Annotated in this window: 22 protein-coding genes and 1 pseudogene; 14 read left to right on the plus strand and 9 right to left on the minus strand. The window is 69.3% G+C overall.

What is annotated here, in order from left to right; translation table 11 throughout:
- Positions 1-131 precede the first annotated feature (131 nt).
- Positions 132-1574, minus strand: coding sequence for an NADP-dependent phosphogluconate dehydrogenase (gene gndA / locus OG741_RS33500; protein ID WP_405603907.1), 1443 nt, complete (start codon positions 1572-1574; stop codon positions 132-134).
- Positions 1575-1953: 379 nt separating this feature from the next.
- Here gndA and OG741_RS33505 point away from each other — a divergent pair, with 379 nt between their 5' ends.
- The 9 genes from OG741_RS33505 to OG741_RS33545 all read left to right on the plus strand — a co-directional run bounded on the left by OG741_RS33505 (position 1954) and on the right by OG741_RS33545 (position 10645).
- Positions 1954-2715, plus strand: a complete 762-nt coding sequence (locus OG741_RS33505; protein ID WP_266483777.1) for a DeoR/GlpR family DNA-binding transcription regulator — start codon at positions 1954-1956, stop codon at positions 2713-2715.
- Positions 2716-2843: 128 nt separating this feature from the next.
- The gene (locus OG741_RS33510; RefSeq protein ID WP_405603909.1) at positions 2844-4202 is read left to right on the plus strand and encodes an ABC transporter substrate-binding protein; all 1359 of its coding nucleotides are present in this window, start codon (positions 2844-2846) and stop codon (positions 4200-4202) included.
- 23 nt (positions 4203-4225) lie between these two features.
- Positions 4226-5173 carry a carbohydrate ABC transporter permease gene (locus OG741_RS33515; RefSeq protein ID WP_405605906.1) on the plus strand — a complete coding sequence of 316 codons (948 nt, stop codon included), beginning with the start codon at positions 4226-4228 and terminating at the stop codon, positions 5171-5173.
- Positions 5170-6078 carry a carbohydrate ABC transporter permease gene (locus tag OG741_RS33520; protein ID WP_405603911.1) on the plus strand — a complete coding sequence of 303 codons (909 nt, stop codon included), beginning with the start codon at positions 5170-5172 and terminating at the stop codon, positions 6076-6078. Before OG741_RS33515 ends, OG741_RS33520 begins: the two co-directional genes overlap by 4 nt.
- The gene (locus OG741_RS33525) at positions 6075-7067 is read left to right on the plus strand and encodes a zinc-dependent alcohol dehydrogenase family protein (RefSeq protein ID WP_405603913.1); all 993 of its coding nucleotides are present in this window, start codon (positions 6075-6077) and stop codon (positions 7065-7067) included. The genes OG741_RS33520 and OG741_RS33525 overlap by 4 nt, the downstream gene beginning before the upstream one ends.
- Before the next feature lie 68 nt (positions 7068-7135).
- Positions 7136-8068: a PfkB family carbohydrate kinase gene (locus OG741_RS33530; protein ID WP_405605908.1), complete on the plus strand. Its 933-nt coding sequence runs from the start codon at positions 7136-7138 to the stop codon at positions 8066-8068.
- 183 nt (positions 8069-8251) lie between these two features.
- Positions 8252-9265: an NADP-dependent oxidoreductase gene (locus OG741_RS33535; protein WP_405603915.1), complete on the plus strand. Its 1014-nt coding sequence runs from the start codon at positions 8252-8254 to the stop codon at positions 9263-9265.
- 5 nt (positions 9266-9270) lie between these two features.
- Positions 9271-10059, plus strand: a complete 789-nt coding sequence (locus OG741_RS33540; protein ID WP_405605910.1) for an SDR family oxidoreductase — start codon at positions 9271-9273, stop codon at positions 10057-10059.
- Positions 10060-10096: 37 nt separating this feature from the next.
- Positions 10097-10645: a GNAT family N-acetyltransferase gene (locus OG741_RS33545; protein WP_405605912.1), complete on the plus strand. Its 549-nt coding sequence runs from the start codon at positions 10097-10099 to the stop codon at positions 10643-10645.
- 197 nt (positions 10646-10842) lie between these two features.
- Here the strand turns inward: OG741_RS33545 and OG741_RS33550 are convergent, their stop codons facing one another.
- Positions 10843-11418: a GNAT family N-acetyltransferase gene (locus OG741_RS33550; RefSeq protein WP_405603917.1), complete on the minus strand. Its 576-nt coding sequence runs from the start codon at positions 11416-11418 to the stop codon at positions 10843-10845.
- Positions 11419-11483: 65 nt separating this feature from the next.
- Positions 11484-12068 (minus strand): cysteine hydrolase family protein, encoded by a 585-nt coding sequence (locus OG741_RS33555; RefSeq protein WP_405603919.1) that lies wholly within the window; start codon positions 12066-12068, stop codon positions 11484-11486.
- A 74-nt stretch (positions 12069-12142) separates the two neighbouring features.
- On the opposite strand from OG741_RS33555, the gene OG741_RS33560 reads away from it, so the two are divergent.
- A complete protein-coding gene (locus OG741_RS33560) occupies positions 12143-13141 on the plus strand; it encodes a GlxA family transcriptional regulator (protein WP_405603921.1) in 999 nt (332 codons plus the stop codon).
- An 84-nt stretch (positions 13142-13225) separates the two neighbouring features.
- Here the strand turns inward: OG741_RS33560 and OG741_RS33565 are convergent, their stop codons facing one another.
- Positions 13226-14113: a hypothetical protein gene (locus OG741_RS33565; protein WP_405603923.1), complete on the minus strand. Its 888-nt coding sequence runs from the start codon at positions 14111-14113 to the stop codon at positions 13226-13228.
- Between the two features lie 82 nt (positions 14114-14195).
- On the opposite strand from OG741_RS33565, the gene OG741_RS33570 reads away from it, so the two are divergent.
- The gene (locus OG741_RS33570) at positions 14196-15164 is read left to right on the plus strand and encodes a helix-turn-helix domain-containing protein (protein WP_405603925.1); all 969 of its coding nucleotides are present in this window, start codon (positions 14196-14198) and stop codon (positions 15162-15164) included.
- A gap of 93 nt (positions 15165-15257) precedes the next feature.
- Here OG741_RS33570 and OG741_RS33575 read toward each other — a convergent pair whose 3' ends face one another.
- On the minus strand, positions 15258-15662 hold the full coding sequence (locus OG741_RS33575; protein WP_405603927.1) for an ATP-binding protein: 405 nt from the start codon (positions 15660-15662) through the stop codon (positions 15258-15260).
- Between the two features lie 154 nt (positions 15663-15816).
- Here OG741_RS33575 and OG741_RS33580 point away from each other — a divergent pair, with 154 nt between their 5' ends.
- Positions 15817-16350, plus strand: a complete 534-nt coding sequence (locus tag OG741_RS33580; RefSeq protein ID WP_405603929.1) for a GntR family transcriptional regulator — start codon at positions 15817-15819, stop codon at positions 16348-16350.
- Positions 16347-17126, plus strand: coding sequence for a GntR family transcriptional regulator (locus tag OG741_RS33585; RefSeq protein WP_405603931.1), 780 nt, complete (start codon positions 16347-16349; stop codon positions 17124-17126). Before OG741_RS33580 ends, OG741_RS33585 begins: the two co-directional genes overlap by 4 nt.
- A gap of 90 nt (positions 17127-17216) precedes the next feature.
- Here OG741_RS33585 and OG741_RS33590 read toward each other — a convergent pair whose 3' ends face one another.
- The 4 genes and pseudogenes from OG741_RS33590 to OG741_RS33605 form a co-directional block, all read right to left on the minus strand.
- Positions 17217-18572, minus strand: coding sequence for a GH1 family beta-glucosidase (locus OG741_RS33590; RefSeq protein ID WP_405603933.1), 1356 nt, complete (start codon positions 18570-18572; stop codon positions 17217-17219).
- Between the two features lie 31 nt (positions 18573-18603).
- Complete coding sequence (locus OG741_RS33595) at positions 18604-19467, minus strand: carbohydrate ABC transporter permease (RefSeq protein ID WP_405603935.1); 864 nt, start codon at positions 19465-19467, stop codon at positions 18604-18606.
- A pseudogene (locus tag OG741_RS33600) lies at positions 19460-20475 on the minus strand (carbohydrate ABC transporter permease). The gene OG741_RS33595 and the pseudogene OG741_RS33600 overlap by 8 nt, the downstream one beginning before the upstream one ends.
- 10 nt (positions 20476-20485) lie before the next feature.
- On the minus strand, positions 20486-21817 hold the full coding sequence (locus tag OG741_RS33605) for an ABC transporter substrate-binding protein (RefSeq protein ID WP_405603937.1): 1332 nt from the start codon (positions 21815-21817) through the stop codon (positions 20486-20488).
- Between the two features lie 142 nt (positions 21818-21959).
- Here OG741_RS33605 and OG741_RS33610 point away from each other — a divergent pair, with 142 nt between their 5' ends.
- On the plus strand, positions 21960-23228 hold the full coding sequence (locus tag OG741_RS33610) for an ROK family protein (protein ID WP_405603939.1): 1269 nt from the start codon (positions 21960-21962) through the stop codon (positions 23226-23228).
- The last annotated feature ends 37 nt before the right edge of the window (positions 23229-23265 follow it).

Here is a 23265-nt window from a genome sequence, read left to right on the forward strand (position 1 = left end):
CACCGCCCCCGGGACCCCCGCCGGACCCCGTTCCGCAGCCGCCGGGCCCCCGCCCCGAGCCCGTACCCCCGCCGGAGCCGGAGCCCCAGCCGGGGCCTTCGAGCTGATCGCCTCAGCGCGGGCGCGCGGACTCAGTCGGTGCCCACCTCCGAGCGGTCGCCGCCCCAGAGGGTGTGGAACGAGCCCGCCCGGTCGGTCCGCCGGTAGGTGTGCGCACCGAAGAAGTCGCGCTGCCCCTGCGTGAGCGCCGCGGGCAGCCGCTCCGCGCGCAGCGCGTCGTAGTAGGCGAGGGCCGCCGAGAAGCCCGGCGTCGGCACGCCCTGCCGTGCGGCCGTCGCGACCACCTCGCGCCAGTCGTCCTGCGCCGCGCCGATCTCCTCGGCGAACTGCTTGTCGGAGAGCAGACTGGGCAGGTCGCGCTGCGCGTCGTACGCGCCGCGGATGCGGTCCAGGAATGCCGCCCTGATGATGCAGCCGGCCCGCCAGATCGCGGCCACCGAACCGAGATCGATGTTCCAGTCGTACGCCTCGCTGCCCGCCTGGATCTGGTGGAAGCCCTGGGTGTACGACACGATCTTGGACGCGTACAGCGCCTGCTCGACATGGTCGGCGAAGCGCCCGGCCTCGGCCGGGCTCAGCGGCTGCGCCGTCGGCCCGGGCAGCGTGCGTGAGGCCTCGCGCAGATCGGCATGGCCCGACAGGGAGCGGGCGAACACGGCCTCCGCGATGCCGGAGACCGGCACACCGAGATCGAGCGCGATCTGCACGGTCCAGCGGCCCGTGCCCTTCTGCTCCGCCTGGTCGGTGACGATGTCGACAAAGGGATTTCCGGTCGCGGCGTCTGTATGGGCCAGCACCTCCGCCGTGATCTCGATCAGATACGAGTCCAGGCGCCCGGTGTTCCAGGTGCGGAAGGTCTCGGCGATCTGCGCGGGGGAGTAGCCCGCGACGGCGCGCAGCAGGTGGTACGCCTCGGCGATCAGCTGCATATCGGCGTACTCGATGCCGTTGTGGACCATCTTCACGAAGTGCCCGGCGCCGTCCGGGCCGATGTGCGCGACGGTCGGGGTGCCGTCGGGAGCCTTCGCGGCGATCTTCTCGAGCAGCGGTCCCAGTGAGGCGTACGACTCGGTGGAGCCGCCGGGCATGATGCTCGGCCCGTGCAGCGCGCCCTCCTCGCCGCCAGAGATGCCCGTGCCCACGAAGTGGATGCCGCGCTCCCGCAGCTCCTTCTCGCGGCGGACGGTGTCGGCGAAGTGGGCGTTGCCGCCGTCGATGATGACGTCGCCCTCTTCGAGCAGTGGCGCGAACTCCTCGATCACGGCATCTGTCGGGTCGCCGGCCTTGACCATGATGATCAGGCGGCGCGGGCGCTCCAGAGCCGCGACGAACTCCTCGGGCGACTCGGCGGGCACAAAGGTGCCCTCGTCGCCGAACTCCTCGACCAGCGCACGCGTCCTGGCCGCCGTGCGGTTGTGCACGGCGACGGTGAGGCCGTTGCGGGCGAAGTTACGGGCGAGATTGCGGCCCATCACCGCGAGCCCCGTGACGCCGATCTGGGCTGTTCCACTCATACGTGCGCTCCTGGATGTCCGTCGGAAAATCCGGCCTCTACGCATACGTACGCGCACGGCCGGCCATTCATTGATCCTCAAGCCCTGCCCATGCTTCCGTATTTCCGTCGCGGCCGAATCCCGTCGCGGCTCCAGTGTCCGCCCACGGGCAGGCTTCGGACGCCATGACGGCGGGAAGCGGGCGCCGCCGCCGGGCGTGGGACCCCTGACCGGCGGTGCTACCAGGGCCGACGCCCCGGCGAAACGGGCACGATCGGGCGCAGCGGATCCTGTGAAGAGCCTGGTCGAGCCGCCTTGCCTGCTTGTACAAACGACGCATGGGCCCGAACGGACGCCGGGCCCTCAGTACCGAAGACAAGCAGAAGCAGGGAAGGGTGCCGTGGACACCGAGGAACGCCGGCGGGGAATTCTCGAGTCGGCCCGCCGGGACGGGTCGGTCGACGTCAACCGGCTCGCCGCGCAGTTCCAGGTGGCCAAGGAGACCATCAGGCGGGATCTGCACGCCCTGGAGGAACACGGCCTGGTGCGGCGTACGCACGGCGGTGCCTACCCCGTCGAGTCCGCCGGCTTCGAGACCACGCTCGCGGTACGGACCACCCGTCATGTCCCGCAGAAGTCCCGGATCGCCGCGGCCGCGTCCGAACTCCTCGGTGACGCGGAGACGGTCTTCGTCGACGAGGGCTTCACCCCGCAGCTCGTCGCCGAGGCTCTGCCGCGAGACCGGCCGCTGACAGTCGTCACCGCGTCCCTGGCGGTGGCGACCGTCCTGGCGGACGCCGAGAAGATCTCCGTACTGCTGCTCGGCGGACGCGTCCGCGGCGGCACCATGGCCACGGTCGACCACTGGGCCACCCGGATGCTCGCCGACTTCGTCATCGATCTGGCGTACGTCGGCGCGAACGGCATCTCCCGTGAGTACGGACTGACCACACCCGACCCCGCGGTCAGCGAGGTCAAGGCGCAGGCCATGCGCAGCTCACGCCGACGGATCTTCGCCGGAATCCATACCAAGTTCGGCGCGGTGAGCTTCTGCCGCTTCGCCGAGGTCGGCGACTTCGAGGCCATCGTCACCGACGTGGGCCTGCCCTCGGCCGAGGCGCAGCGCTACTCCCTGCTCGGCCCGCAGATCATCCGCGTCTGACCCGGCGCGCCCCCGACGGCCGACTCCCATATCCCATAAGCGCGTTGATCCCCGGCCATCGGCCGGGGGGCAGGGCCACCACGCCCCAACATCGATCACCGAGCCGCTACGAATCATCAGGAGACATCATGTCCCTCCAGCGCCGACGACGTGGAATCCACCTGACTGTGGGGGCGGGCACGGCCGCCATGGCCCTGCTCGCGGGATGCAGCGGAGCAGGAGCATCGTCCTCGGGAGGGGGCGAGGCCGTGAACGTACTCATGGTGAACAACCCGCAGATGGTCGAGCTGCAGAAGCTGACCGCGGAGAACTTCACCAAGGAGACCGGTATCAAGGTCAACTTCACTGTGCTCCCGGAGAACGACGTCCGCGACAAGATCAGTCAGGACTTCTCCAACCAGGCGGGCCAGTACGACGTGGCCACGATCAGCAATTTCGAGGTGCCGTTCTACGCCAAGAACGGCTGGCTGCACGGGCTCGACGAGTACGCGGCCAAGGACACCGCCTTCGACCAGAACGACATACTCAAGCCCTTGCGGGACTCGCTCACCGCCAAGGACGGAAAGCTCTACGCCGAGCCCTTCTACGGCGAGTCGTCCTTCCTGATGTACCGCAAGGACGTCCTGGCCAAGAAGGGGCTGACGATGCCCGCGAAGCCCACCTGGCAGCAGGTGGCCGATCTCGCGGCCAAGGCGGACGGCGCGGAGAGCGGGATGAAGGGCATCTGCCTGCGCGGGCTGCCCGGCTGGGGCGAGGTCATCGCCCCGCTCACCACCGTCGTCAACACCATGGGCGGCACCTGGTTCACCCAGGACTGGAAGGCGCAGCTGACATCCCCGGAGTTCAAGAAGGCCACCCAGTTCTATGTCGACCTCGTGCGCAAGCACGGTGAGGCGGGCGCGGCCCAGTCCGGGTACGCCGAGTGCCTCAACAACATGACCCAGGGCAAGACGGCGATGTGGTACGACGCCACGGCAGGGGCCGGGTCCCTGGAAGCGGCCGGATCCCCGGTGAAGGGCAAGATCGGATACGTACCGGCGCCGGTGGAGAAGACGCAGAGCTCCGGCTGGCTCTACACCTGGGCCTGGGGCATGCAGAAGGCGTCCAAGAAGACCGACAGCGCCTGGAAGTTCATCTCGTGGGCGTCGAGCAAGAAGTACGAGGCTCTGGTCGGCGCGAAGAGCGGCTGGGCCAATGTGCCCGCGGGCAAGCGGGCCTCCACCTACGCCAACCCCGAGTACCGCAAGGCGGTGGGCGCCTTCGCGGACATCACCCAGAAGGCCATCGCGAGCGCCAACCCGGAGAACCCAGGCGTCCAGCCGCGCCCTGCGGCCGGAATCCAGTTCGTCGGCATCCCCGAGTTCACCGACCTCGGAACCAAGGTCTCACAGGAGATCAGCGCCGCCATCGCCGGCCGTCAGTCGGTCGACCAGGCCCTGGCCGACTCGCAGAAGCTGGCCGAGAAGGTCGGCAAGGAGCAGCAGTGAGTGCCTCCGTCACCACCCAGCCGCTGAACCCGCAGGTCCGCTCGAAGCAGGCGCGGCAGCCGAAGGAGCGCAAGGGGGGCGTACGGGCCTGGGCCACCCGGGCCCCGCTCCTTCCCGCCCTCATCTTTCTGATCGCCGTCACCCAACTGCCCTTCGTGGCAACGCTGGTGATCTCGCTCTTCGACTGGAACTCCCTGAGCCCCGACGAGCGCAGCTTCGCCGGGCTCGCCAACTACGGAACCGTGGTCACCGACCCGGAGCTGCGTGACTCGGTCTTCACCACGGTCCTGCTCACCGCGAGCGTCGTCATCGCCACCGTGCTGCTCGGACTGCTGCTCGCCCTGCTCCTCGACCGCACGTTCTTCGGCCGCGGCATGGTGCGCACCCTGCTCATCACGCCCTTCCTCATCGTCCCCGTCTCGGCCGCGCTGCTGTGGAAGCACGCGCTCTACAACCCGGAGTACGGACTGCTCAACGGGGCCTGGAACTGGGTCGCCGGACTCTTCGGCGACGACACTCCCGCCCAGCCGGACTGGATATCCGGCATGCCGCTGATCGCGGTCGAGGCCGCGCTGGTGTGGCAGTGGACGCCGTTCATGATGCTGATCCTGCTGGCGGGGCTGCAGAGCAGGCCCGCCGAGATGATGGAGGCCGCGCGCCTCGACGGCGCGAGCGCCTGGCAGTCCTTCCGCTATCTCACGCTGCCGCATCTGCGCCGCTATCTCGAACTGGGCGTGCTGCTCGGTTCCGTGTACATCGTCCAGAACTTCGACGCGGTGTTCACGATCACCTCCGGAGGGCTCGGCACCGCCAACCTCCCGTACACGATCTACCAGACCTTCTACCAGGCCCACGAGTACGGACTGGCGTCCGCCGCGGGAGTCGTCGTCGTGATCGGCACGATGATCATCGCGACGTTCGCGCTCCGGGTGGTCTCGTCCCTCTTCCGTGAGGAGGCGAACCGCGCATGACCGCTCATACCGCTCCCGCTCCCGCAGCCGCCCCGGCTCCGTCGAAAAAGCCGCCCGGGCTTCTGCCGCCCGCGGCGCGCCGGGCCAGGCGCCGGTCCGCCGTGCTGGGCCTGCTGGCCTGGGTGGCGGGCATCGGATTCTGTCTGCCCGCCGCATGGATGCTGCTGACCTCCCTGCACTCGGAGGCGGACGCGGCGACCAATCCGCCGTCCGTCGCGGCCCCGCTGAGCCTCGACAGCTACCGGGAGTTCTTCGGCGCCGGCGGCGGGCCGAGCCCCTGGCCCTCCCTGATCAACTCCCTGACGGCGTCCGCCTTTTCCACCCTGCTGGTGCTCCTCCTCGCCCTCCCGGCGGCGTACGCGCTCTCCATCCGGCGCGTACGCAAGTGGACGGACGTGATGTTCTTCTTCCTGTCCACCAAGATGCTGCCGGTCGTCGCCGGGCTGCTGCCCGTCTATCTCTTCGCGAAGAACGCCGGGATGCTGGACAACATCTGGCTCCTCGTCATCCTCTACACCTCGATGAATCTGCCGATCGCGGTGTGGATGATGCAGTCCTTCCTCGCGGACGTACCGGTCTCGATCATCGAAGCCGCGCAGGTCGACGGCGCGCGCCTGCCCACGGTCCTGGCCCGGGTGGTCGCGCCGGTGGCCGCCCCCGGGATCGCGGCCACCGCCCTGATCTGCTTCATCTTCAGCTGGAACGAGCTGCTCTTCGCCCGCGTACTGACAGGCGTCGTCGCCCAGACCGCGCCCGTCTACCTGACCGGATTCGTCACCAGCCAGGGCCTGTTCCTCGCCCAGCTGTGCGCCGCGTCCGTCGTTGTGTCCCTGCCGGTGCTCGCCGCCGGATACGCCGCCCAGGACAAGCTCGTCCAGGGCCTTTCCCTTGGAGCTGTTAAATGAGGGCAGCGATCGTCGAAGCCCCCGGCAAGGTCTCCGTCACGACGGTTCCCGACCCCACCCCGGGACCTCGGGAGGTCGTCGTCTCGGTGGCCTCGTGCGGTCTGTGCGGCACCGATCTGCACATTCTGCAGGGCGAGTTCGCGCCCACCCTGCCGATCCTGCCCGGGCACGAGTTCGCCGGTGAGATCGTCGGGATCGGCAGGGACGTCACCGAGCTCGCCGTCGGGGACAAGGTCGCCGTCGATCCGTCCCTGCACTGTCACGAATGCCGTTACTGCCGTGCAGGCCGCGGCAATCTCTGCGACCGGTGGGCCGCCATCGGTGTCACCGAGCCCGGCGGCGCGGCGGAGTTCGCCGTCGCGCCCGTCGCCAACTGCGTACGGCTGCCCGACCACATCGACGTCAAGGACGCGGCGCTGATCGAGCCGCTGTCCTGCGCGGTGCGCGGATACGACGTACTGAACAGCAGCACCCTCGGCGCCAATGTGCTGATCTATGGCTCGGGGACCATGGGCCTGATGATGCTGGAACTCGCCAAGCGCACCGGCGCCGCGAGCATCGACATACTCGACATCAACCCGGACCGCCTCGCGACGGCGTCGGTGCTCGGCTGCTCCCGCTCGGCAGCCGGCGCGGACGAACTGGATCAGCCGGGTGGCTGGGACTTCGTCATCGACGCGACCGGCAACGCGGGGGCGATCCAGGACGGCCTGGGACGGGTCGCGAAGGGGGGTACCTTTCTGCAGTTCGGCGTCGCCGACTATGCGACGACCGCCGTGATCGAGCCGTACCGCATCTACAACCAGGAGATCACCATCACCGGCTCCATGGCGGTGCTGCACAGCTACGAGCGGGCCGCGGCGCTCTTCGCGAGCGGTGTGCTCGACCCGTCCGTCTTCATCAGCGACCGGCTGCCGCTGGACCAGTACCCCGAGGCCATCGACCGGTTCAAGGCGGGGCAGGGCCGCAAGATCGTGGTGGAGCCGTGAGTGGCGGGCTCGGCCCGGTGGGCAAGCCCGGCTCGGCAGGCGGACTCGACTCCGTAGGCAGGCCCGGCTTGGCAGGCGGGCGCGGCTCGGTGGGCAGGCCCGGCTCCGTGCTGGTCCTGGGCGAGGCGCTCATCGACCTTGTCCCCGTGCCGGGCGAGCCGGACAGCCTGCGCGCCCAGCCCGGCGGTGCCCCCGCCAATGTCGCGGCGGGTCTGGCCCGCCTCGGCAGGCCCGTCGCATTCGCCGGAGCCCTCGGCGCCGACGGCTTCGCGCGGACGATCGAACGGCGGCTCACGGACGCGGGTGTCGACCTCACCCTCTGCGCCCGCCCCGACCTGCCCACGGCGCTGGCGGTCGCCGACCCGGGGGAGTCGGGGAACGGCTACCACTTCCACCTCCAGGACACGGCGACCTTCCGCTTCCCCGACCGGGCGGCCGACGTGGGCCGCTTCGGCGCGGTGTACGCGGGAGGTCTGGCGGCCGTCGTCGATCCGGCGGCCGGCGCCGTCGCGTCCACGGCGCGGGCCGCCGCCCGGCACTCGCTGCTCGTGGTGGACCCCAACGTCCGCGAGGACCGCACAATCGACCCCGGCCGGAGCCTGGACCTGCTGCGTGACCTGTGCGAACTCGCGCATGTGGTCAAGGCCAGCGACGAGGACCTGCTGCGGCTGTGGCCGGACACGGCCCCGGACGAGACCTGCAGTCGCCTGGCCGCGGGCGGCCGCCTGGTGATCCTCACCCGCGGCGCCCGGGGCTCCACCGCCCACACCCCGTCCGGCCCGCCCGTCTCGGTCCCGGCCGTCCCGGTCGAGGTGGTCAACACCATCGGTGCCGGTGACGCCTTCATGGCGGGCGTCCTGGCCTGGCTTGCGACGACGGGTGGCTGGGAGCGCGCTCTGAGCCCGGACCGCGCGGTGAGCATGCTGGAATTCGCGGCACAAGTGGCGGCGTCGGTGGTCACCCAGCCGGGAACGGAGCCCTCGGCACCGGCCTCCGTATGAACTCCCGCCCCGCCGGAACCATCCCCCTCCGGCGGGGCGGGCCGGCAACCGGCGATGTGATGGGCACCACTCGTGCGCTTCGGTGGGCCGCTTGCCTCCTGTTGCGGCGGCATCTAGCCTCACGGGAGACGTACCGACCAGTTGGTACGTGCTGGACCGCCCGCTACGGCCGAGGAGCCGAAGATGAGCCGTACCAACCGTCAACTGCGCCTGGCCGCCCGCCCCGTGGGGGAGCCCCGGCCCACCGACTGGCAGCACGTCGAGGAGCCGGTCGCCGAGCCGGGCGACGGCGAGTTCCTGGTGCAGGTGCTCTACCTGTCGATCGACCCGGCGATGCGCGGCTGGATGAACGCGGGCAAGTCCTACATACGCCCCGTCGAAATCGGCGAGGTGATGCGCGCCGGCGCGGTGGGCCGGGTCATCGCCACCCGGCACCCGGGCTTCGCGGTCGGGGACCACGTGTCGGGCACGTTCGGTGTCCAGGAGTACTGCGTCTCGGACGGTCGCGGCGTCATCAAGGTCGACCCGGAGCCGGCGCCCCTGCCCGTCCACCTCGGCACGCTCGGCATGACGGGCATCACGGCCTACTTCGGCCTGCTCGACATCGGGCGTCCGCTGGCCGGTCAGACCGTCGTCGTCTCCGGCGCGGCCGGTGCGGTCGGCAGTGTGGTCGGCCAGATCGCGAAGATCCTGGGCTGCCGGGTCATCGGCATCGCCGGCGGTGAGCGCAAGTGCCGTGCGGTGGTCGAAGAGTTCGGGTTCGACGCCGCGATCGACTACCGGACCGAGGACGTACGCAAGGCACTGCGCGAGCACGCCCCCGACGGCGTGGACGTCTACTTCGACAACGTCGGCGGCGACATCCTGGACGCCGTGCTGACCCGGCTGGCGCGCGGCGCCCGCATCGTCATCTGCGGCGCGGTCTCCCAGTACAACAACACCGAACCGGTCAAGGGCCCGAGCAACTACATGTCGCTGCTCGTCAACCGCGCTTCCATGACGGGCATGGTCGTCTTCGACTACGCCGACCGGTACGCCGAGGCCACCACGCAGCTGGGGGAGTGGCTGGCGGCGGGCCGGCTGCGGTCGATGGAGGATGTCGTGTCCGGCGGGGTCGAGGCCTTCCCCGAGACCTTGATGCGGCTGTTCCGCGGCGAGAACCTCGGCAAGCTCGTCCTCCAGGTCGCGGACGCGTGATCGAGATGGCGGCGATGAATCTCAAGGACGCGGGTGTGGTCGTCACGGGCGCCGGATCGGGCATCGGAGCGGCGCTCGCCCGCCGCTTCGCCGCCGAGGGCGCCCGGCTCGTGATCAACGACCTGGACGGCGCGGCGGCCGCCCGGGTCGCCGCCGAGGTCGGCGGGCTCGCCGTGCCGGGCGACGCCGGAGCCGAGGCGAGCGTGGCCGCCATGGTCGCGGCGGCGCGCGCCCACCTCGGCGAGATCGACCTGTTCTGCGCGAACGCGGGCATCGAGCCCGGCGGGGGGCTGCACGCCCCGGAGGACGTGTGGGACCAGGTCTGGCAGGTGAACGTCATGGGACACGTGCGGGTGGCCCGTCACCTCGTCGGGCCGTGGCTGGAACGGGGACGCGGTCACTTCCTGGCCACGGTCTCCGCGGCGGGCCTGCTGACCCACCTCGAATCGGCGCCGTATTCGGTGTCCAAGCACGGCGCGCTGGCCTTCGCCGAGTGGCTCTCGGCCACGTACGGCGACCGGGGCCTGACGGTCCAGGTCGTCTGCCCGCTGGGCGTCCGCACCGAGATGTACGAGAAGACGGACGCGGCGGCCAAGGCGGTCCTCGGCGGCAACGTCCTCGAACCCGAGCAGGTCGCAGACGAGGTCATGGAGGGACTCGCGGACGGGCGCTTCCTGATCCTGCCGCACGGGGAGGTGCGGGACCACTACGCGTTCCGGGCGACCGACACGGACAGGTGGCTCCGGGGGATGCGGCGCCTGCGGCGGCGGATCGACGAGGTCGACAAGGGCTGAGCCAGCCTATGATCGCTTGGTGATTGCCGCCGTCATACTGCAGGCGGGCGCGACGCAGTCCGCTCCCGCTCTCGTTCTTCGCCCCTGGTGTGTGGAGGACATTGCCGCACTGGTTGAGGTCTGCCGGGATCCCGCTCTGCGCCACTGGACCAGCTCTTCCGTGGACAACGATGCCGACGGGGCGCGATGGGTCCAGGCCCAGCAACAGAGCTGGGCAGCAGGAGACCGGTTCGGCTTCGCAGTCCTTGAAGCACAACTCGGTTCAGCTCACCGACAGTTGGTGGGCAACGTAGTCCTCAAGGACGTCACGACCGGCGAACCCTCGGCGGAAGTGGGCTATTGGACAGCGGCGCACGCTCGCGGGCGGGGCGTGGCCCCCCGCGCTCTGGAGGTTCTCACCCGCTGGGCCTTCGACACCTTCGGGGCCGATGGTCTGGAACGTCTCGAACTCCTTCATCAGGTGGACAACCAGGCATCGTGCCGGGTTGCGCAGAAGAGCCGGTACGAGTTCGACAGAGTCCTGCCGGCAGCGCCGCCCTCGTACCCTCTCGATGGCCATCTGCACATACGGCGTACGGATGCCTGAGGTCCACTCGGCGCGCCGGCCGCGAATCTGACGACACCAACTCTTCGGTCACCGGCGCGTCGGGCGCAGGTGACCACGGAGTACGGCCTGAGTCACCAACTGCGCCCCATGAACAGACTCTCCGGCGCACGGTCAACAACCCCTTCGCGGCACCTGACCTTCCATGGTGGAAGCGCCGAATCGAACTCTGACCTGGTTCAGCCGACCTGGGTCGTGTCCCGCCGCGTGGCGTAGCCCGTGGGCATCTTGCGGGGGGTCCGGTACAGCACACACTGGCGAAGCGGCCCCTCGGGCACGCTCGGATCCTCGAAGTCGTCGGCCGGGTCGCGGGTCATGCCGATCCGGCGCATCACTGCCTGGGAACGAAGGTTGTTGACGGTCGTCGACGCAACGACCTCCGGCAGCCCGAGGGCCTCGAAGCCGAAGGCCAGGCAGGCCAGGGCGGCCTCGGTGGCGTAACCGTGACCCCACGCCGAACGCGTCAACCGCCACCCGATATCCACCCCCGCGAACGGCATGTCCTCGTCCACCTCGTCCAAGCCGACGCGGCCGATGAACTCACCAGTCTCCCGTGCTTCGAGCGCCCACCACCCAAAACCTCGCTCGTCGAACTCGGCCTGCATGAGTGCCACCGCGGCATCGCTTTGCTCCCGCGTCAGCAGTTCCCCCAAATGTTCTCGGACTTCGGGATCGGCGTTCATCGCCGCCCACCGTTCGAGGTCGGACTCCCGCCACCGGCGGAGCAGGAGACGATCGGTACGCAGTTCTGGCATGCCGGCCAGCTAACGCCATCACGATCAGGGTGTCGATCGGTTATGACGTATGGGCGGGGCGTCGCTCAGGCCGCTGCGGCCACGAGCTCCTTGGTCGTCACCACCGTCGCGAAGCCTCCGCCGTGCAGTGACACAGCCGACGTCTGCGCCAGTTCGTCTGCGGACCGCCGCCAGCCGAACGGCCCCTCGAGATCGAACGTATACGTCGCGTCCAGCGCGAAGAGCACCTCGTACCTGAGGTTCCCGCCCATCCGTGCTGTCGTCTCCGCGCACATATTGGTCTGGATCCCGGCCACCACGAACTGCGAAATGCCCTCCGCCTTGAACCATGCATTCAGGTCTGGCGTGCCGTAGAAGGCTGAATTCACGGTCTTCGTCACGAACAGCTCAGCCCCAGCCCCCTTCCCTCGCCGCTGCTCGACGTACTCCTTGAAGTCGTTCCCCTCCTGCCCCTGTCGCAGCGGCGACTCCGGCTTCGACGAGTCGTGCCGCACGAAGACGATCGGTCGCCCTGTGGCCTGCCATGCGTCGATGAGCGAGGCGATGTTCGCGTCAGCCTCCGGATTGTTCCGCCGACCCCAGAAGTCCAGCTCGTCGAAGCCCTTCTGTACGTCCACCACGACCAGTGCTGCGCTCTGTGTGATCTCCATGCCCACGATGCTGCCGCCCCGATCGACCTGGCTCCAGAGGAGCGCAAGTCAGCGATCGATGGTTTACTGCCACGGTGGCCACCGAACCCGTCCCGTACCGTGTCGCCCTCGTCAGCTTTCCGGGCATCCGGGCCTTTGACGTCTCCGTCATCACCGAGGTCTGGGGCACGGATCGCACCGAGCGCGGTGTCCCCGCCTTCGACCTGCGCCGCGTCGCTGCCAACACCACGCCCGTCCCCATGCGTGGGGGCCTCAGCCTCAGCCCCGACCGCACCTTCGCTTGGCTGGCCCGCACAGACCTGATCCTGGTCCCCGGCCTGGACGACCATCTCACCCGCGCACCGGAACCGGTACTCGAGGCCCTGCGCCGCGCCCACGTCCGCGGCACCACTATCGCCGCCCTGTGTGGCGGCGCCTTCACACTCGCCCAGGCCGGCCTCCTCGACGGTCGCCGCGCGGTCACACACTGGAACCTCGTCAATCTGCTCCGCGCCCATTACCCCCACGTCACCGTCGAACCCGACGCCCTCTTCATCGAGGACGGCAACATCTGGACCGCCGCCGGTACGGCCGCCGGCATCGACCTGTGCCTGCACCTGGTCCGCACGGCTCACGGCGCCGAGGCGGCCGCGACGATCGCCCGCTCGATGGTCACCGCCCCCTTCCGCACAGGAACCCAGGCTCAGTTCATCGAACACCCCACTCCACGCACCGACCGCGACGCTGACGCCCTCGCATCCGTGCGCGAATACGCCCTCCAGCACCTCCACGAACCGCTCGCCGTCGCTGATCTCGCCGCCCACGCGGGAATGTCGTCACGTTCCTTCGCCCGCCACTTCGCCGCGGCCACGGGCACGACACCCCTTCGCTGGCTCCTGGACCAGCGCATCGCGGCCGCCCAAAAGCTCCTTGAACACACCGACCTACCCATGCCCGAAGTCGCCCGTCGTACGGGCTTTGGCAGCGAAATCACGATGCGCCAGCACTTCGCCTCGCGCCTCGCCACCAGCCCCCGCGCCTACCGCGCTTCCTTCGCCGCCCAGGCAGGCGCCCGCTTCGACCTCGGCAACTGAGGCCAGGCACGACGAAGACCCGCTGGGCAGACTGGGTTCGGAGCGAACCGAGGTCGACAACGGCTGATCCGGAGGGCGGCAGCGTCAGCCTGCGCCGATGGGCGGAATCAATTCGGTCCGCAGCTCATGGCTTTCGTCGGGCAGTCGCGCCTCGTAATAGATCCGGTAGCCGCCGCCGGGCAGCGTGAGGACGTCGAGGTAACGGACGTCCACGACAGGGGAGTTCTCGAGCGGCGTGATCCGTCGCCCTCCGGCGGTACCGGTCACCGCCGCCAGCCCGGTCCGCTCGAACCAGTTCTCTCGCCCACTGGCGCGCCCGTCATAGCTGGCGCGGCCGTCGGCCAGGATGCTGGTCAGCCGTGCGCCACGCGCATCCCACTCACGGGGGCGGCCGGTCAGCACCGTGCCTTGCCACTGCCAGCGCAATCCGTCGTCGCTTATGGCATACGCCGTCGTCATGCGGTCCTCTTCGCCCGGCTCGTCGAGGGGGTGGCAGCAGATCCATGCGTGCCACCTCCGGCCGTCGTACCGGATTACCGGATCCTTGACCGCCGTGTCCTTGTCGCCCTCGAACACCGGGCGTATCTCGGCCTCGGCCAGTCCCTCCGGATCGCGGGCTTCGGCAACGCCGATCCACCAGTGCTTGGTGCCGGGAGTAGCGCAGCTGACGTAGAGCCGCCATATGCCGGAGCCGGTTGGCGCCAGGGCCGGGCGCTCGACCATGGCGGCGCCCAAGCGGTCCGTGGTCAGGATGCCGACGGTGGTGAACCGCTCGCCGTCGGCGGATCGCGCGATGACATTGAAGTCCTGCTCGGCACGCATGCGGTAGGCCAGGACCACGGACCCGTCGACGTCGAGGGCGGCGCTCGGCGCGCCTGCCCACTGCTGTGGCCCGGGTCCGGGCGCGGCCACGGCGACTACGGCGCGCCCGCTCCCCGGAAGGGGAAAGCTGATGTGTTCGCTGATTGCCATGAGCACAGCCTGACGAGCCCGGGCACCCGGCGAACAGTGGCATGGTTGCCATGGTCCGGGAATTTTCTGCCATCATGGTGGCGTGATCCGCAACGTGGCTGCCGTGGTCGGAGAGCAGGCTGCGGCCTTCGAGCTTGGCGTGGTCTGTCAGGTCTTCGGCCTGGACCGCCTGGCCGACGGCCTGCCGGTCTACGACTTCGCCGTGTGCGCGCCCTCCCCGGGCGCGGTCAGAACGGCGTCCGGATTCTCCCTTCAGGTCGACCACGGTCTTGACCGGCTGGCGGCCGCGGACCTCGTCACCATCCCCGCCTGGCCACAGCTGGACCGAGCCGCGCCGCCGGCACTTCTGGAGGCGCTGTGTACCGCGGTCGCCCGGGGCTCGCAGGTGCTCTCCGTATGTACGGGGGCGTTCCTGCTCGCCGAAGCGGGCCTGCTCGACGGGCGACGAGCCGCAACCCACTGGCAGTTCACCGACCTGCTCGCCGAGCGGTATCCCACCGTGCAGGTCGACCGTGAGGTGCTGTACGTCGAAGACGGTCCCATCCTCACCAGCGCCGGAGCGGCTGCCGGAATCGACGCCTGTCTCCATGTGGTGCGCCGCGAGCACGGCGCCGCGACAGCCAACGCCTTGGCTCGTCGCATGGTGGTGCCCGCTCACCGATCCGGCGGGCAGGCGCAGTTCATCGAAATGCCCGTCCCTGAGGTCCGCACCACCTATGAACTGTCCGGCCTGATCGACTGGATGCAGGCGCATCTCGACCACCCGATGACCGTGGAGAGCCTGGCCGCGCGGGCGGCGATGTCGACGCGGACCTTCGCCAGACGCTTCAAATCGGTCACGGGCACCACCGCCCACCGATGGCTGCTCGACCAACGGCTACAGCTTGCCGAGGAACTGCTGGAGACCACTGACCTGCCGGTCGACGGGGTAGCCACCCGCGCGGGCTTCGGCAGCAGCGACACCCTGCGCCACCACTTCGCCGCCCGCCGGGGGGTGGGCCCCGCGACCCACCGCCGCACCTTCCGCTCCGACGGGCACCAGGGCGGATAGAACCAGCGGCGGAAGGGCCCGAGGGCAAGGGCCAGGGCGCGCTGCAATCCGGCCGAAGTAGGCATCCAGGCGGGCGCGTTCGAAGGCTTCCATTCAGCGAGGTCCTTCCAATGCGGGCGGCAGTTTGAATGCGAGCCATACGGTCTTCCCGACGGTGTGTTCGACGACTCCGTAGTCATCGGCCAGCTCCTTGACCAGGCGAAGCCCGCGCCCCGTGCTCTCGTGAACGCATGGGGAACGGACCTCGGGGTGCCCGTCACCGCTGTCCCGTACCTCGATCCGTAAGAGGTCACCGTCCGTCGTCAGCTTCACGCAGAACTCCCGGCCCGGTGGCACTCCGTGGAGCAGGGCGTTCGTGGCCAGTTCGGAGACACACAGCCGTATGTCGTCCTGCCGATCAGCGACGCCCCACTCTGTGGCGGTGCCGATAACGAAGGCGCGCGCAGCGCCGACAGAGATGCGGGATCGGGGGAATCTCTGCTGCCGTGAGAGGGGCACGGTGAACACCACCTTGATCCGGGGTTGTAGGCTCGCGAGCACCGTACTGCTATTCACGAAAAGCGGCAAGCTTCCCCCAGGGTGGATACGGTGAGTGATGCGCTTACCGTGTAAAGCAGCAAGGTTGGGATCGTCACCAGTACAGGAGGACGCCGTGGGCACCAGCGACTGGGTCAGCACCTCGATGCCGTATCTGACGGCACGGGGGAAGGGGCAGCCCGATGCCTGGGGGGCTGAGGCAGGCAAGCGAGGCAGTCAGCGCATCGTTCACGCGGGCGAAGTGGCCGCGCCGGCTGAGGTGGCGGAGGCGCTGGGCGTCGCCGAAGGGGATGCGGTCGTCGTGCGTCGGCGCATGATGTTCTTCGACGGTCGGCCGTGCGAACTGACGGACACCTACTACCCCTTGGACATCGCCGGGGGGACCCGTCTTGCCGGGACGGCCAAGATCCCCGGGGGTGCGGTCACGCTCCTCGCCGAGCTCGGGCACGTTGGCGTACGCGTCCGTGAGGACGTGATCGCTCGGATGCCCCATGCAGAAGAACGGGAGGCCTTGCAGACCGGGCCGGACACCCCTGTCCTGCAACTGACACGGACCACACTGGACAGCGACGACCAGCCGATTCAGGTGGACATGATGACCATGCCCGCCGACCGTCAGCGGCTGCGATACGAGATCAGAATCGGATGACAGTGCCCACGACCGAAGCGAACGCGTTCGACCACCGTTCCCTGCACGAGCGGATCGCCGCCGACCTGCGCGACGAAATCATGAGCGGCGACCTCGGTCCCGGGGCCAAACTGCCATCCACCGTGCAGCTCAAGGCCAGGTTCGACGCCTCGAACGCCACAGTGCAGAAGGCATTGCAGCTTCTCAAGGACGAGGGCCTGGTCATCGGACGGGCAGGCGCGGCCGTCACGGTCCGCGAACACCGGCAGCGGACCATGCGGCCCGCGTCGTACATGGCTCCGGCGGAGCCGGGTGCGCCGTACCGCTGGCTCACCGAGGCCGCCAAGCACGGCGCGCCTGCGCGGAGCCGACTGCTCGAAGTCGCGGAAGCCGTGCCCCCTGCGGACGTCTGCGCCGCCTTGAATCTTCCGGAGGGCGGCACAGCGCTGATGCGTCGCCAGGTGCTCCTGCTCGGCGACGAGCCGGCGGAACTGGTCACGTCCTACTACCCCGTGGAGATTGCCCGCGGTACCGCGATGATGGAGCGCCGCAAGATCAAGGGCGGCACGCCGACGCTCCTCGCCGAACTCGGATACCGGCCTCGGCTGAGCGTGGACAGGATCTCCGCGCGAGTTCCCACACAGGAGCAGTACACGGCACTTCAACTGCCCAGCGATCTGCCCGTCCTCCGGACCCTGCGCGTGGTGTACAGCGACCACGACCGCCCCATCGAAGCCACGGTCATGGTCAAGGCAGGACATCTCTACGAGCTGCAGTACGAGTTCACCCCGGAGTGACAGGCCCAGCCCCTCGCCGCGAGGAGCCGGGCGGAAACGACTAGCGGTCATTCGGCCGGGATGGGAAAGCCGGGTGGCGTGGGCGCCGGCTCACGCCGCATTCCGCCCCCTCCGCGACGCCCCCCGGATGATGTTCGCGTACCGGTGCCCGCTCGCCTTGATCGTGCGGCGTTGCGTCGCGTAGTCCACGTGCACCAGGCCAAAGCGCTTGTCGTAGCCGTACGCCCACTCGAAGTTGTCCATCAGCGACCACGCGAAGTACCCGGCCACCGGGGCCCCCTGGCGGGCCGCCCGGGCGCATGCTGCCACGTGTTCCTCCAGGTACCGCACCCGTTCCGGGTCGTCGATCGTGCCGTCCGCGCGGACCACGTCGGGGTAGGCGGAGCCGTTTTCGGTGACGTGGATGCGGGCCGCGCCGTATTCCTCGGTCAGGCGCAGCAGGAGTTGTTCCAGGCCGTCCGCGTGGACCTCCCAGTCCATGGCCGTGTGGCGGGCGTCCGGGAGGTGGATCTGCTTGGCGTGGGGCAGCGGGCCGGTGGGGTCGGCGGTGACGATCTGGCGGAAGTAGTAGTTCAGGCCCAGCCAGTCCAGCCGTACCGCGATGGTCTCCAAGTCGCCTGCCCGCTCGGGCAGTTCGACGCCGTACAGGTCGAGCATGTCCTGCGGATAGCCGCGGCCGTGGATCGGGTCCAGCCACCAGCGGTTGGTGTGGCCGTCCGCCCGGGCCGCGGCGGCGTGGTCCTCAGGGCGGTCGGTGGCCGGTTCGATCGGGCTGAGGTTGTTGACGATGCCGACGCGGGCGTCGGGCGAGGCCGCGCGGATCGCCTGGACGGCCAGGCCGTGGCCGAGGTGCAGATGGTACGAGGCGTGCACGGCGGCCCCGATGTCCGTGAGACCCGGTGCCATCCGGCCCTCCAGATGGCCGATCCAGGCCGAGCACAGCGGCTCGTTGAGGGTTGCCCAGTCCTTGACCCGGTCGCCGAGGCGCTCGGTGACGACGGAGGCGTACGCCGCGAAGTGCTCGGCGGTTTCGCGGGACGGCCAGCCGCCGCGGTCCTGGAGCGCCTGCGGCAGGTCCCAGTGGTAGAGCGTCGCGAAGGGCGTGATGCCCGCGTCCAAGAGCCCGTCCACCAGCCGGTCGTAGAAGTCCAGGCCCGCCTTGTTCACCGGACCGTCGCCGCCCGGCACGACCCGGGGCCAGGCGATCGAGAACCGGTAGGCGCCGAGGCCGAGTTGTTTCATCAGCGCGATGTCCTCGGGCCAGCGGTGGTAGTGGTCGCAGGCCACGTCGCCGGTGTCGCCGCCCGCCACCGCTCCCGGGGTGTGGGAGAAGGTGTCCCAGATCGACGGGGAGCGGCCGTCCTCGGCCACGGCACCCTCGATCTGGTACGCGGCGGTGGCCGCGCCCCAAGTGAAGTCGGCCGGAAGGGCGTTGAGGTCGTTCACGGACTGCCTTTCTGCTGGGGTCGGGGACGGTTCACTTGACGGCGCCCGCGGTGAGGCCGGCGACGAGATAGCGCTGGAGCAGCAGGAACCCGGCGACGACGGGCACGCTGACGACGAGCGACGCGGCCATGACCTGGTTCCAGTAGACGTCGTTCTGGGTGGCGTAGCCCTTGAGCCCGACGGAGAGCGTGCGGGTGGTGTCGTTGGTCATGACGGAGGCGAACAGGACTTCGCCCCAGGCCGTCATGAAGGCGTAGACGGCCACGGCGACGATGCCGGGGACCGCTGCCGGAACGACGACCCGGAAGAGCGCGCCGAGCGCCCCGCAGCCGTCCACCATCGCGGCTTCGTCGAGATCCCGGGGGATCGAGTCGAAGTAGCCGATCAGCATCCAGATGGAGAAGGGCAGCGAGAACGTCAGATAGGTGAGGATCAGTCCGCCGCGCGAGCCGTAGAGGGCGATGCCGGTGCTGTTCCCGACGTTGACGAAGATCAGGAACAGCGGGAGGAGGAAGAGGATGCCGGGGAACATCTGCGTGGAGAGCACCGTGACGGTGAAGACCCGCTTCCCGCGGAAGCGGTAGCGGCTCACCGCGTAGGCGGCGAACACCGCGATCACCACGGACAGCACGGTCGCCGCGCCCGCCACGATCAGTGAGTTGAGGAAGTAGCGGGCGAGCGGCACCGTGTGCCAGATGTCGATGTACGGGCGGATCGTGAGCCCGGAGGGGATCCACCGGAACGTGCCCGACACGTCCTGAAGCGGCTTGAGCGAGCTGCTGAGCATCACATAGACGGGCAGCAGCGCGAAGGCCGTCAGGAAGCTCAGGATGATACGGCGCGTCCATACGAAGGACCGCGGCGGTGCACTGGGAGAGACGGCCGTCCTAGGCATCGGCGCTCCTCCTTCCCCGTGAGGTTCGCGAGGTCAGCAGCAGATAGACGGCCGTGACCACCAGCAGGAAGAGCAGCAGCAGGACGGACATCGCCGAGCCCGAACCGAAGTTCCAGGTGACGAACGACGACTGGTAGATATGGATCGAGATGAGGTCGGCGGCCTCCGGTGCCGCCCGCCCGAACAGCACATACGGCGTGTTGAAGTCGTTGAAGGTCCACAGGAACAGCACGAGCACCAGCACCTGGTTGACCGGGCGCAGCGACGGCAGGGTGATCCTGCGGATCTGCTGCCAGATGCCCGCGCCGTCGATCGCCGCCGCCTCGTACAGCTCGCGCGGGATGTTCTGCAGGCCCGCCATGAGGATGAGGAAGGCGAACGGCCAGGACTTCCAGACGGCCACCACCACCAGCGCGATGAGGCTGTTGTCGCCGATCAGCCAGAAGGAGGGCTCGTCGGTGAGGCCGAGCTGGTCGTGCAGGACGTGATTGATCAGGCCGTTGTCGCGCTGGAACATGAAGGCCCAGGTGATGACGGCCGCGTACACGGGCAGGGCGTACGGAGTGAGGAAGACGGCCCGCAGCAGGCCCCGGCCACGGAAGTTCTCCTGCATCATGATCGCCGCGGCCACGCCGAACAGCCAGGACAGGCCGACCGCGATGACGGTGAACACGCAGGTGACGTAGAAGGAGTGGAGCAGGGCCTCGCCGAGCGGGGCGTGAAGTCGACGGCGACCTTGTAGTTGTCGAACGCCGCCCACGGGGCCTCGCCCCAGTTGCGTACATAGAACTGGGTGAGCTGACGGAAGCTCATCACGATGCCCATGACCATCGGGATGAGATGGACGAGCAGTTCGAGCACGACGGCGGGCAGCAGCAGAAGATAGGGCAGGCCGCCACGGCGGATCCGGTCGGGGATGCGCGGCAGTCTCCTGCGCGCTTCCCCCGTGCCCACGCTCTCACCGCTGCCCGCCCGGTCCGTGCGGTCCTCGGTCACGGTGGCGGTCATCGCACGGGCCTCACTGCTGCATCAGCTGCTCGGCCTTGGCCAGGCGCGCTTTGACGGACTCGGTCGTCACCGGCCGTCCGGCCGCGGCATCGGCCCACAGATCCTTGACGGCCGTGCCGACGGTCGTCTCGAACTGCGACTCGGCGGGCACCTGCGGCAGCGGCGCGGCACTGGTCGCCAGCGTGTCGCGCAGCACCTTCAGGTCGGGGGCCGAGAACGCCGGATCCTGCTGCGCGGCCTTGACCGGCGGGATGGATCCGTACGTCTTGTTGAGCAGCTTCTGCTCCGCCTCGCTCGTCATGAACTTCACGAACTTCTTGGCGCCGTCGATGTTCTTGGTGTTCTTGAAGACGGCCATGTTGATCCCGGCGACCATGGAGTTGGTGTTCTGGCCGGTGCCGGGAGCACCCGCGGGGACGGGTACGGGAGCGACTCCCCAGTCGGCGGGCTTCATGCCCTGGGCGGCGAAGGTGGATGCGGCCGCCTGCCACAGCACCATGGCCGTCTTGCCGCGCGCGAAGTCCTGGAGCGACTGGTTCTGCGCGTACTCCGCGTTGCCCGGGGCGACGATCTTGTCCTTGGCCATGAAGTCGACGTACTGCTTCACGGCCGCGACCGCGCCGTCCGAGGTGAAGGTCGGCTTGGCCGAGGAGTCGAAGAAGTCCGCGCCGTGCTGCTTGCCGAGGACGAAGACCTGGTGGATGTTGTTGGCGAGGCTCCCGCCCTCGGCGCCCAGCGCCCACTTCCCGTTCTTCGAGATCTTCTTGCCGTCCGCGACCAGTTGGTCCCAGGTGGCCGGTGGCTGCGAGATCCCGGCCTCGGCGAACATCTTCTTGTTGTAGTAGAGCGCGTACGCGAGCGAGTACAGGGGCACGGCCGCCGGGTCCTTGCCCTCGGCCCCGGCCGATGCGACCGCCGAGTCGACGAAGCGGTCCCGTCCGCCGATCGCGTCGAAGTTCTTCTGGTCCCAGGGCAGCAGCGCGCCGGTCGCCTGGAGGGAGGCCGACCAGGTGTTGCCGATGTTCAGGACGTCGGGACCCTGGCCGGAGGCGGTGGCGGCGAGGATCCGGTTGAGCAGATCGGACCAGGGGATCACTTCGAGCTTGACCTTGATACCCGTCTGCTTCTCGAACTTCTCCAGCTCGGGTGTGAGGATCTTCTTGTCGGCCTCGATGCTGGGGCCCTGATTGGAGGCCCAGTAGGTGAGCGTCCTCGGCGAATCGTTGCTGCCCGCTCCGTCGGCGGAGGTGCCACCGCCGCAGCCGGTGGCGGCGGCGAGCGCGGTGACGACGGCGAGGCTTGCTGCGGCCTTGAAGGTTGCTGCGGCTCTGAACGTGCGCATGAGAGGTGGCCCCTTCCCGGGGGTGGCTGCGTTCGGTTCCCGAACGGCCTCCATGACTTAATTTATGCCGTGATTTAAGAGGTGAGAGAAGGGCGCGTCAAGGTCTGTGACCGGGGTATGTTCCCTCCAGGGAAGGAGCACCATGGCGGAGCGCAACAGACGGACAGTGCGTGACCTGCGGCGGGGCAACCGCGCGCGGGTTCTGCAACGGTTGTATTTCGACGGCCCGTTGAGCCGCCAGGAGCTGGGGCCGGCCACGGGGCTGAGTTCAGGTTCCATCAGCAACGTCGTCGCGGAACTCGTTGCCGAAGGGGTGCTCGAAGAAGCCGGAGTGGTCGACTCCGACGGCGGCCGCCCGCGCACCCTGCTCCGCGTCACCCCCACCAGCGGCCTGCTGATCGGCATCGACATCGGCGAGACCCGCGTGCGCGTCGAGCTCTTCGACCTCTCGCTCACCGAACTCGCCCGCACCGAACGACTGTTGGCCCAGCACGGCTACGACGTCGAGCGCATCGTCGCCCATGTCCGTACCGGCATCGCCGATGTCCTGGACGAGGCGGGCGTCGGTGCCGACAGGCTGCTCGGCATCGGGATCGGTGTCCCCGGCATCATCGAGCAGGACACCGGTGCCGGAGCGACCGGCGCGATCGTGCACGGCCAGACCATCGGCTGGAGCGCCGTGCCGCTCGAGAAACTGCTCCGGGACGCCGTCGAACTGCCCGCGGAAGTCCCGGTGTTCATCGACAACGGCGCCAAGACGCTGGGCCAGGCCGAGATGTGGTTCGGCGGCGGGCGCGGCTCCCGCGAGGCCGCCGTCGCCCTCATCGGCTCAGGAGTCGGCGCCTGTGTCGTGCATGCCGCCACCCCCGACGAGAACGCCCGCAGCAGCGCCCTCGAATGGGGCCATACGACCGTACAGATCCGGGGACGGCGCTGCCGCTGCGGCTCTCTCGGCTGCCTGGAGGCGTACGCGGGGGCCGAAGCGCTGCGCGAACGGTGGCAGGAGGCCGGCGGACCGCTCCCCGCCGACGCCGACGACGAGACCGCGCTCGCCGCCCTGCTGGCCGCGGCCTTCCCCGGCGAGGAGGGACCGAAGCCCGACCCGGTGGCGCTCTCCCTCCTCGACGACACCGCCGAGTACCTGGGCGCGGCCGTGGCGGACCTGATCAATCTCTTCCGGCCCGAACGGATCCTGATCGGCGGCTGGGCGGGACTGCTCATCGGCCCGCATCTGCTTCCCGAAGTGCGCCGGTACGCGGGGGAGTACGCCCTGCGGCACGCGGCCGACCGCACCACCATCGAGCTGGGACGGCTCGGCCCGGACGCGGTCACGGTCGGGGCTGCGACGCTTCCGCTGGCCGACTTCCTGGCGCGCGGTGGCAGCCGCCCGGCAACAGTGCGCCGGGCCTGAACCCTTGTCATGGTCCGGGCCAAGCACCTAAGTTGAC

It is taken from the genome of Streptomyces sp. NBC_01410, from assembly GCF_045040195.1.
Classification (GTDB): Bacteria; Actinomycetota; Actinomycetes; order Streptomycetales; family Streptomycetaceae; genus Streptomyces.

What these genes read in the sequence shown, in the direction of transcription:
- OG741_RS33565 (WP_405603923.1), bottom strand. Translation starts at nt 14,113, where the DNA reads ATGGCAATCAGCGAACACATCAGCTTTCCCCTTCCGGGGAGCGGGCGC.
- OG741_RS33535 (WP_405603915.1), top strand. Translation starts at nt 8,252, where the DNA reads ATGAGCCGTACCAACCGTCAACTGCGCCTGGCCGCCCGCCCCGTGGGG.
- gndA (WP_405603907.1), bottom strand. Translation starts at nt 1,574, where the DNA reads ATGAGTGGAACAGCCCAGATCGGCGTCACGGGGCTCGCGGTGATGGGC.
- OG741_RS33555 (WP_405603919.1), bottom strand. Translation starts at nt 12,068, where the DNA reads ATGGAGATCACACAGAGCGCAGCACTGGTCGTGGTGGACGTACAGAAG.
- OG741_RS33585 (WP_405603931.1), top strand. Translation starts at nt 16,347, where the DNA reads ATGACAGTGCCCACGACCGAAGCGAACGCGTTCGACCACCGTTCCCTG.
- OG741_RS33510 (WP_405603909.1), top strand. Translation starts at nt 2,844, where the DNA reads ATGTCCCTCCAGCGCCGACGACGTGGAATCCACCTGACTGTGGGGGCG.
- OG741_RS33605 (WP_405603937.1), bottom strand. Translation starts at nt 21,817, where the DNA reads ATGCGCACGTTCAGAGCCGCAGCAACCTTCAAGGCCGCAGCAAGCCTC.
- OG741_RS33595 (WP_405603935.1), bottom strand. Translation starts at nt 19,467, where the DNA reads ATGCCTAGGACGGCCGTCTCTCCCAGTGCACCGCCGCGGTCCTTCGTA.
- OG741_RS33520 (WP_405603911.1), top strand. Translation starts at nt 5,170, where the DNA reads ATGACCGCTCATACCGCTCCCGCTCCCGCAGCCGCCCCGGCTCCGTCG.
- OG741_RS33550 (WP_405603917.1), bottom strand. Translation starts at nt 11,418, where the DNA reads ATGCCAGAACTGCGTACCGATCGTCTCCTGCTCCGCCGGTGGCGGGAG.
- OG741_RS33525 (WP_405603913.1), top strand. Translation starts at nt 6,075, where the DNA reads ATGAGGGCAGCGATCGTCGAAGCCCCCGGCAAGGTCTCCGTCACGACG.
- OG741_RS33540 (WP_405605910.1), top strand. Translation starts at nt 9,271, where the DNA reads ATGGCGGCGATGAATCTCAAGGACGCGGGTGTGGTCGTCACGGGCGCC.
- OG741_RS33610 (WP_405603939.1), top strand. Translation starts at nt 21,960, where the DNA reads ATGGCGGAGCGCAACAGACGGACAGTGCGTGACCTGCGGCGGGGCAAC.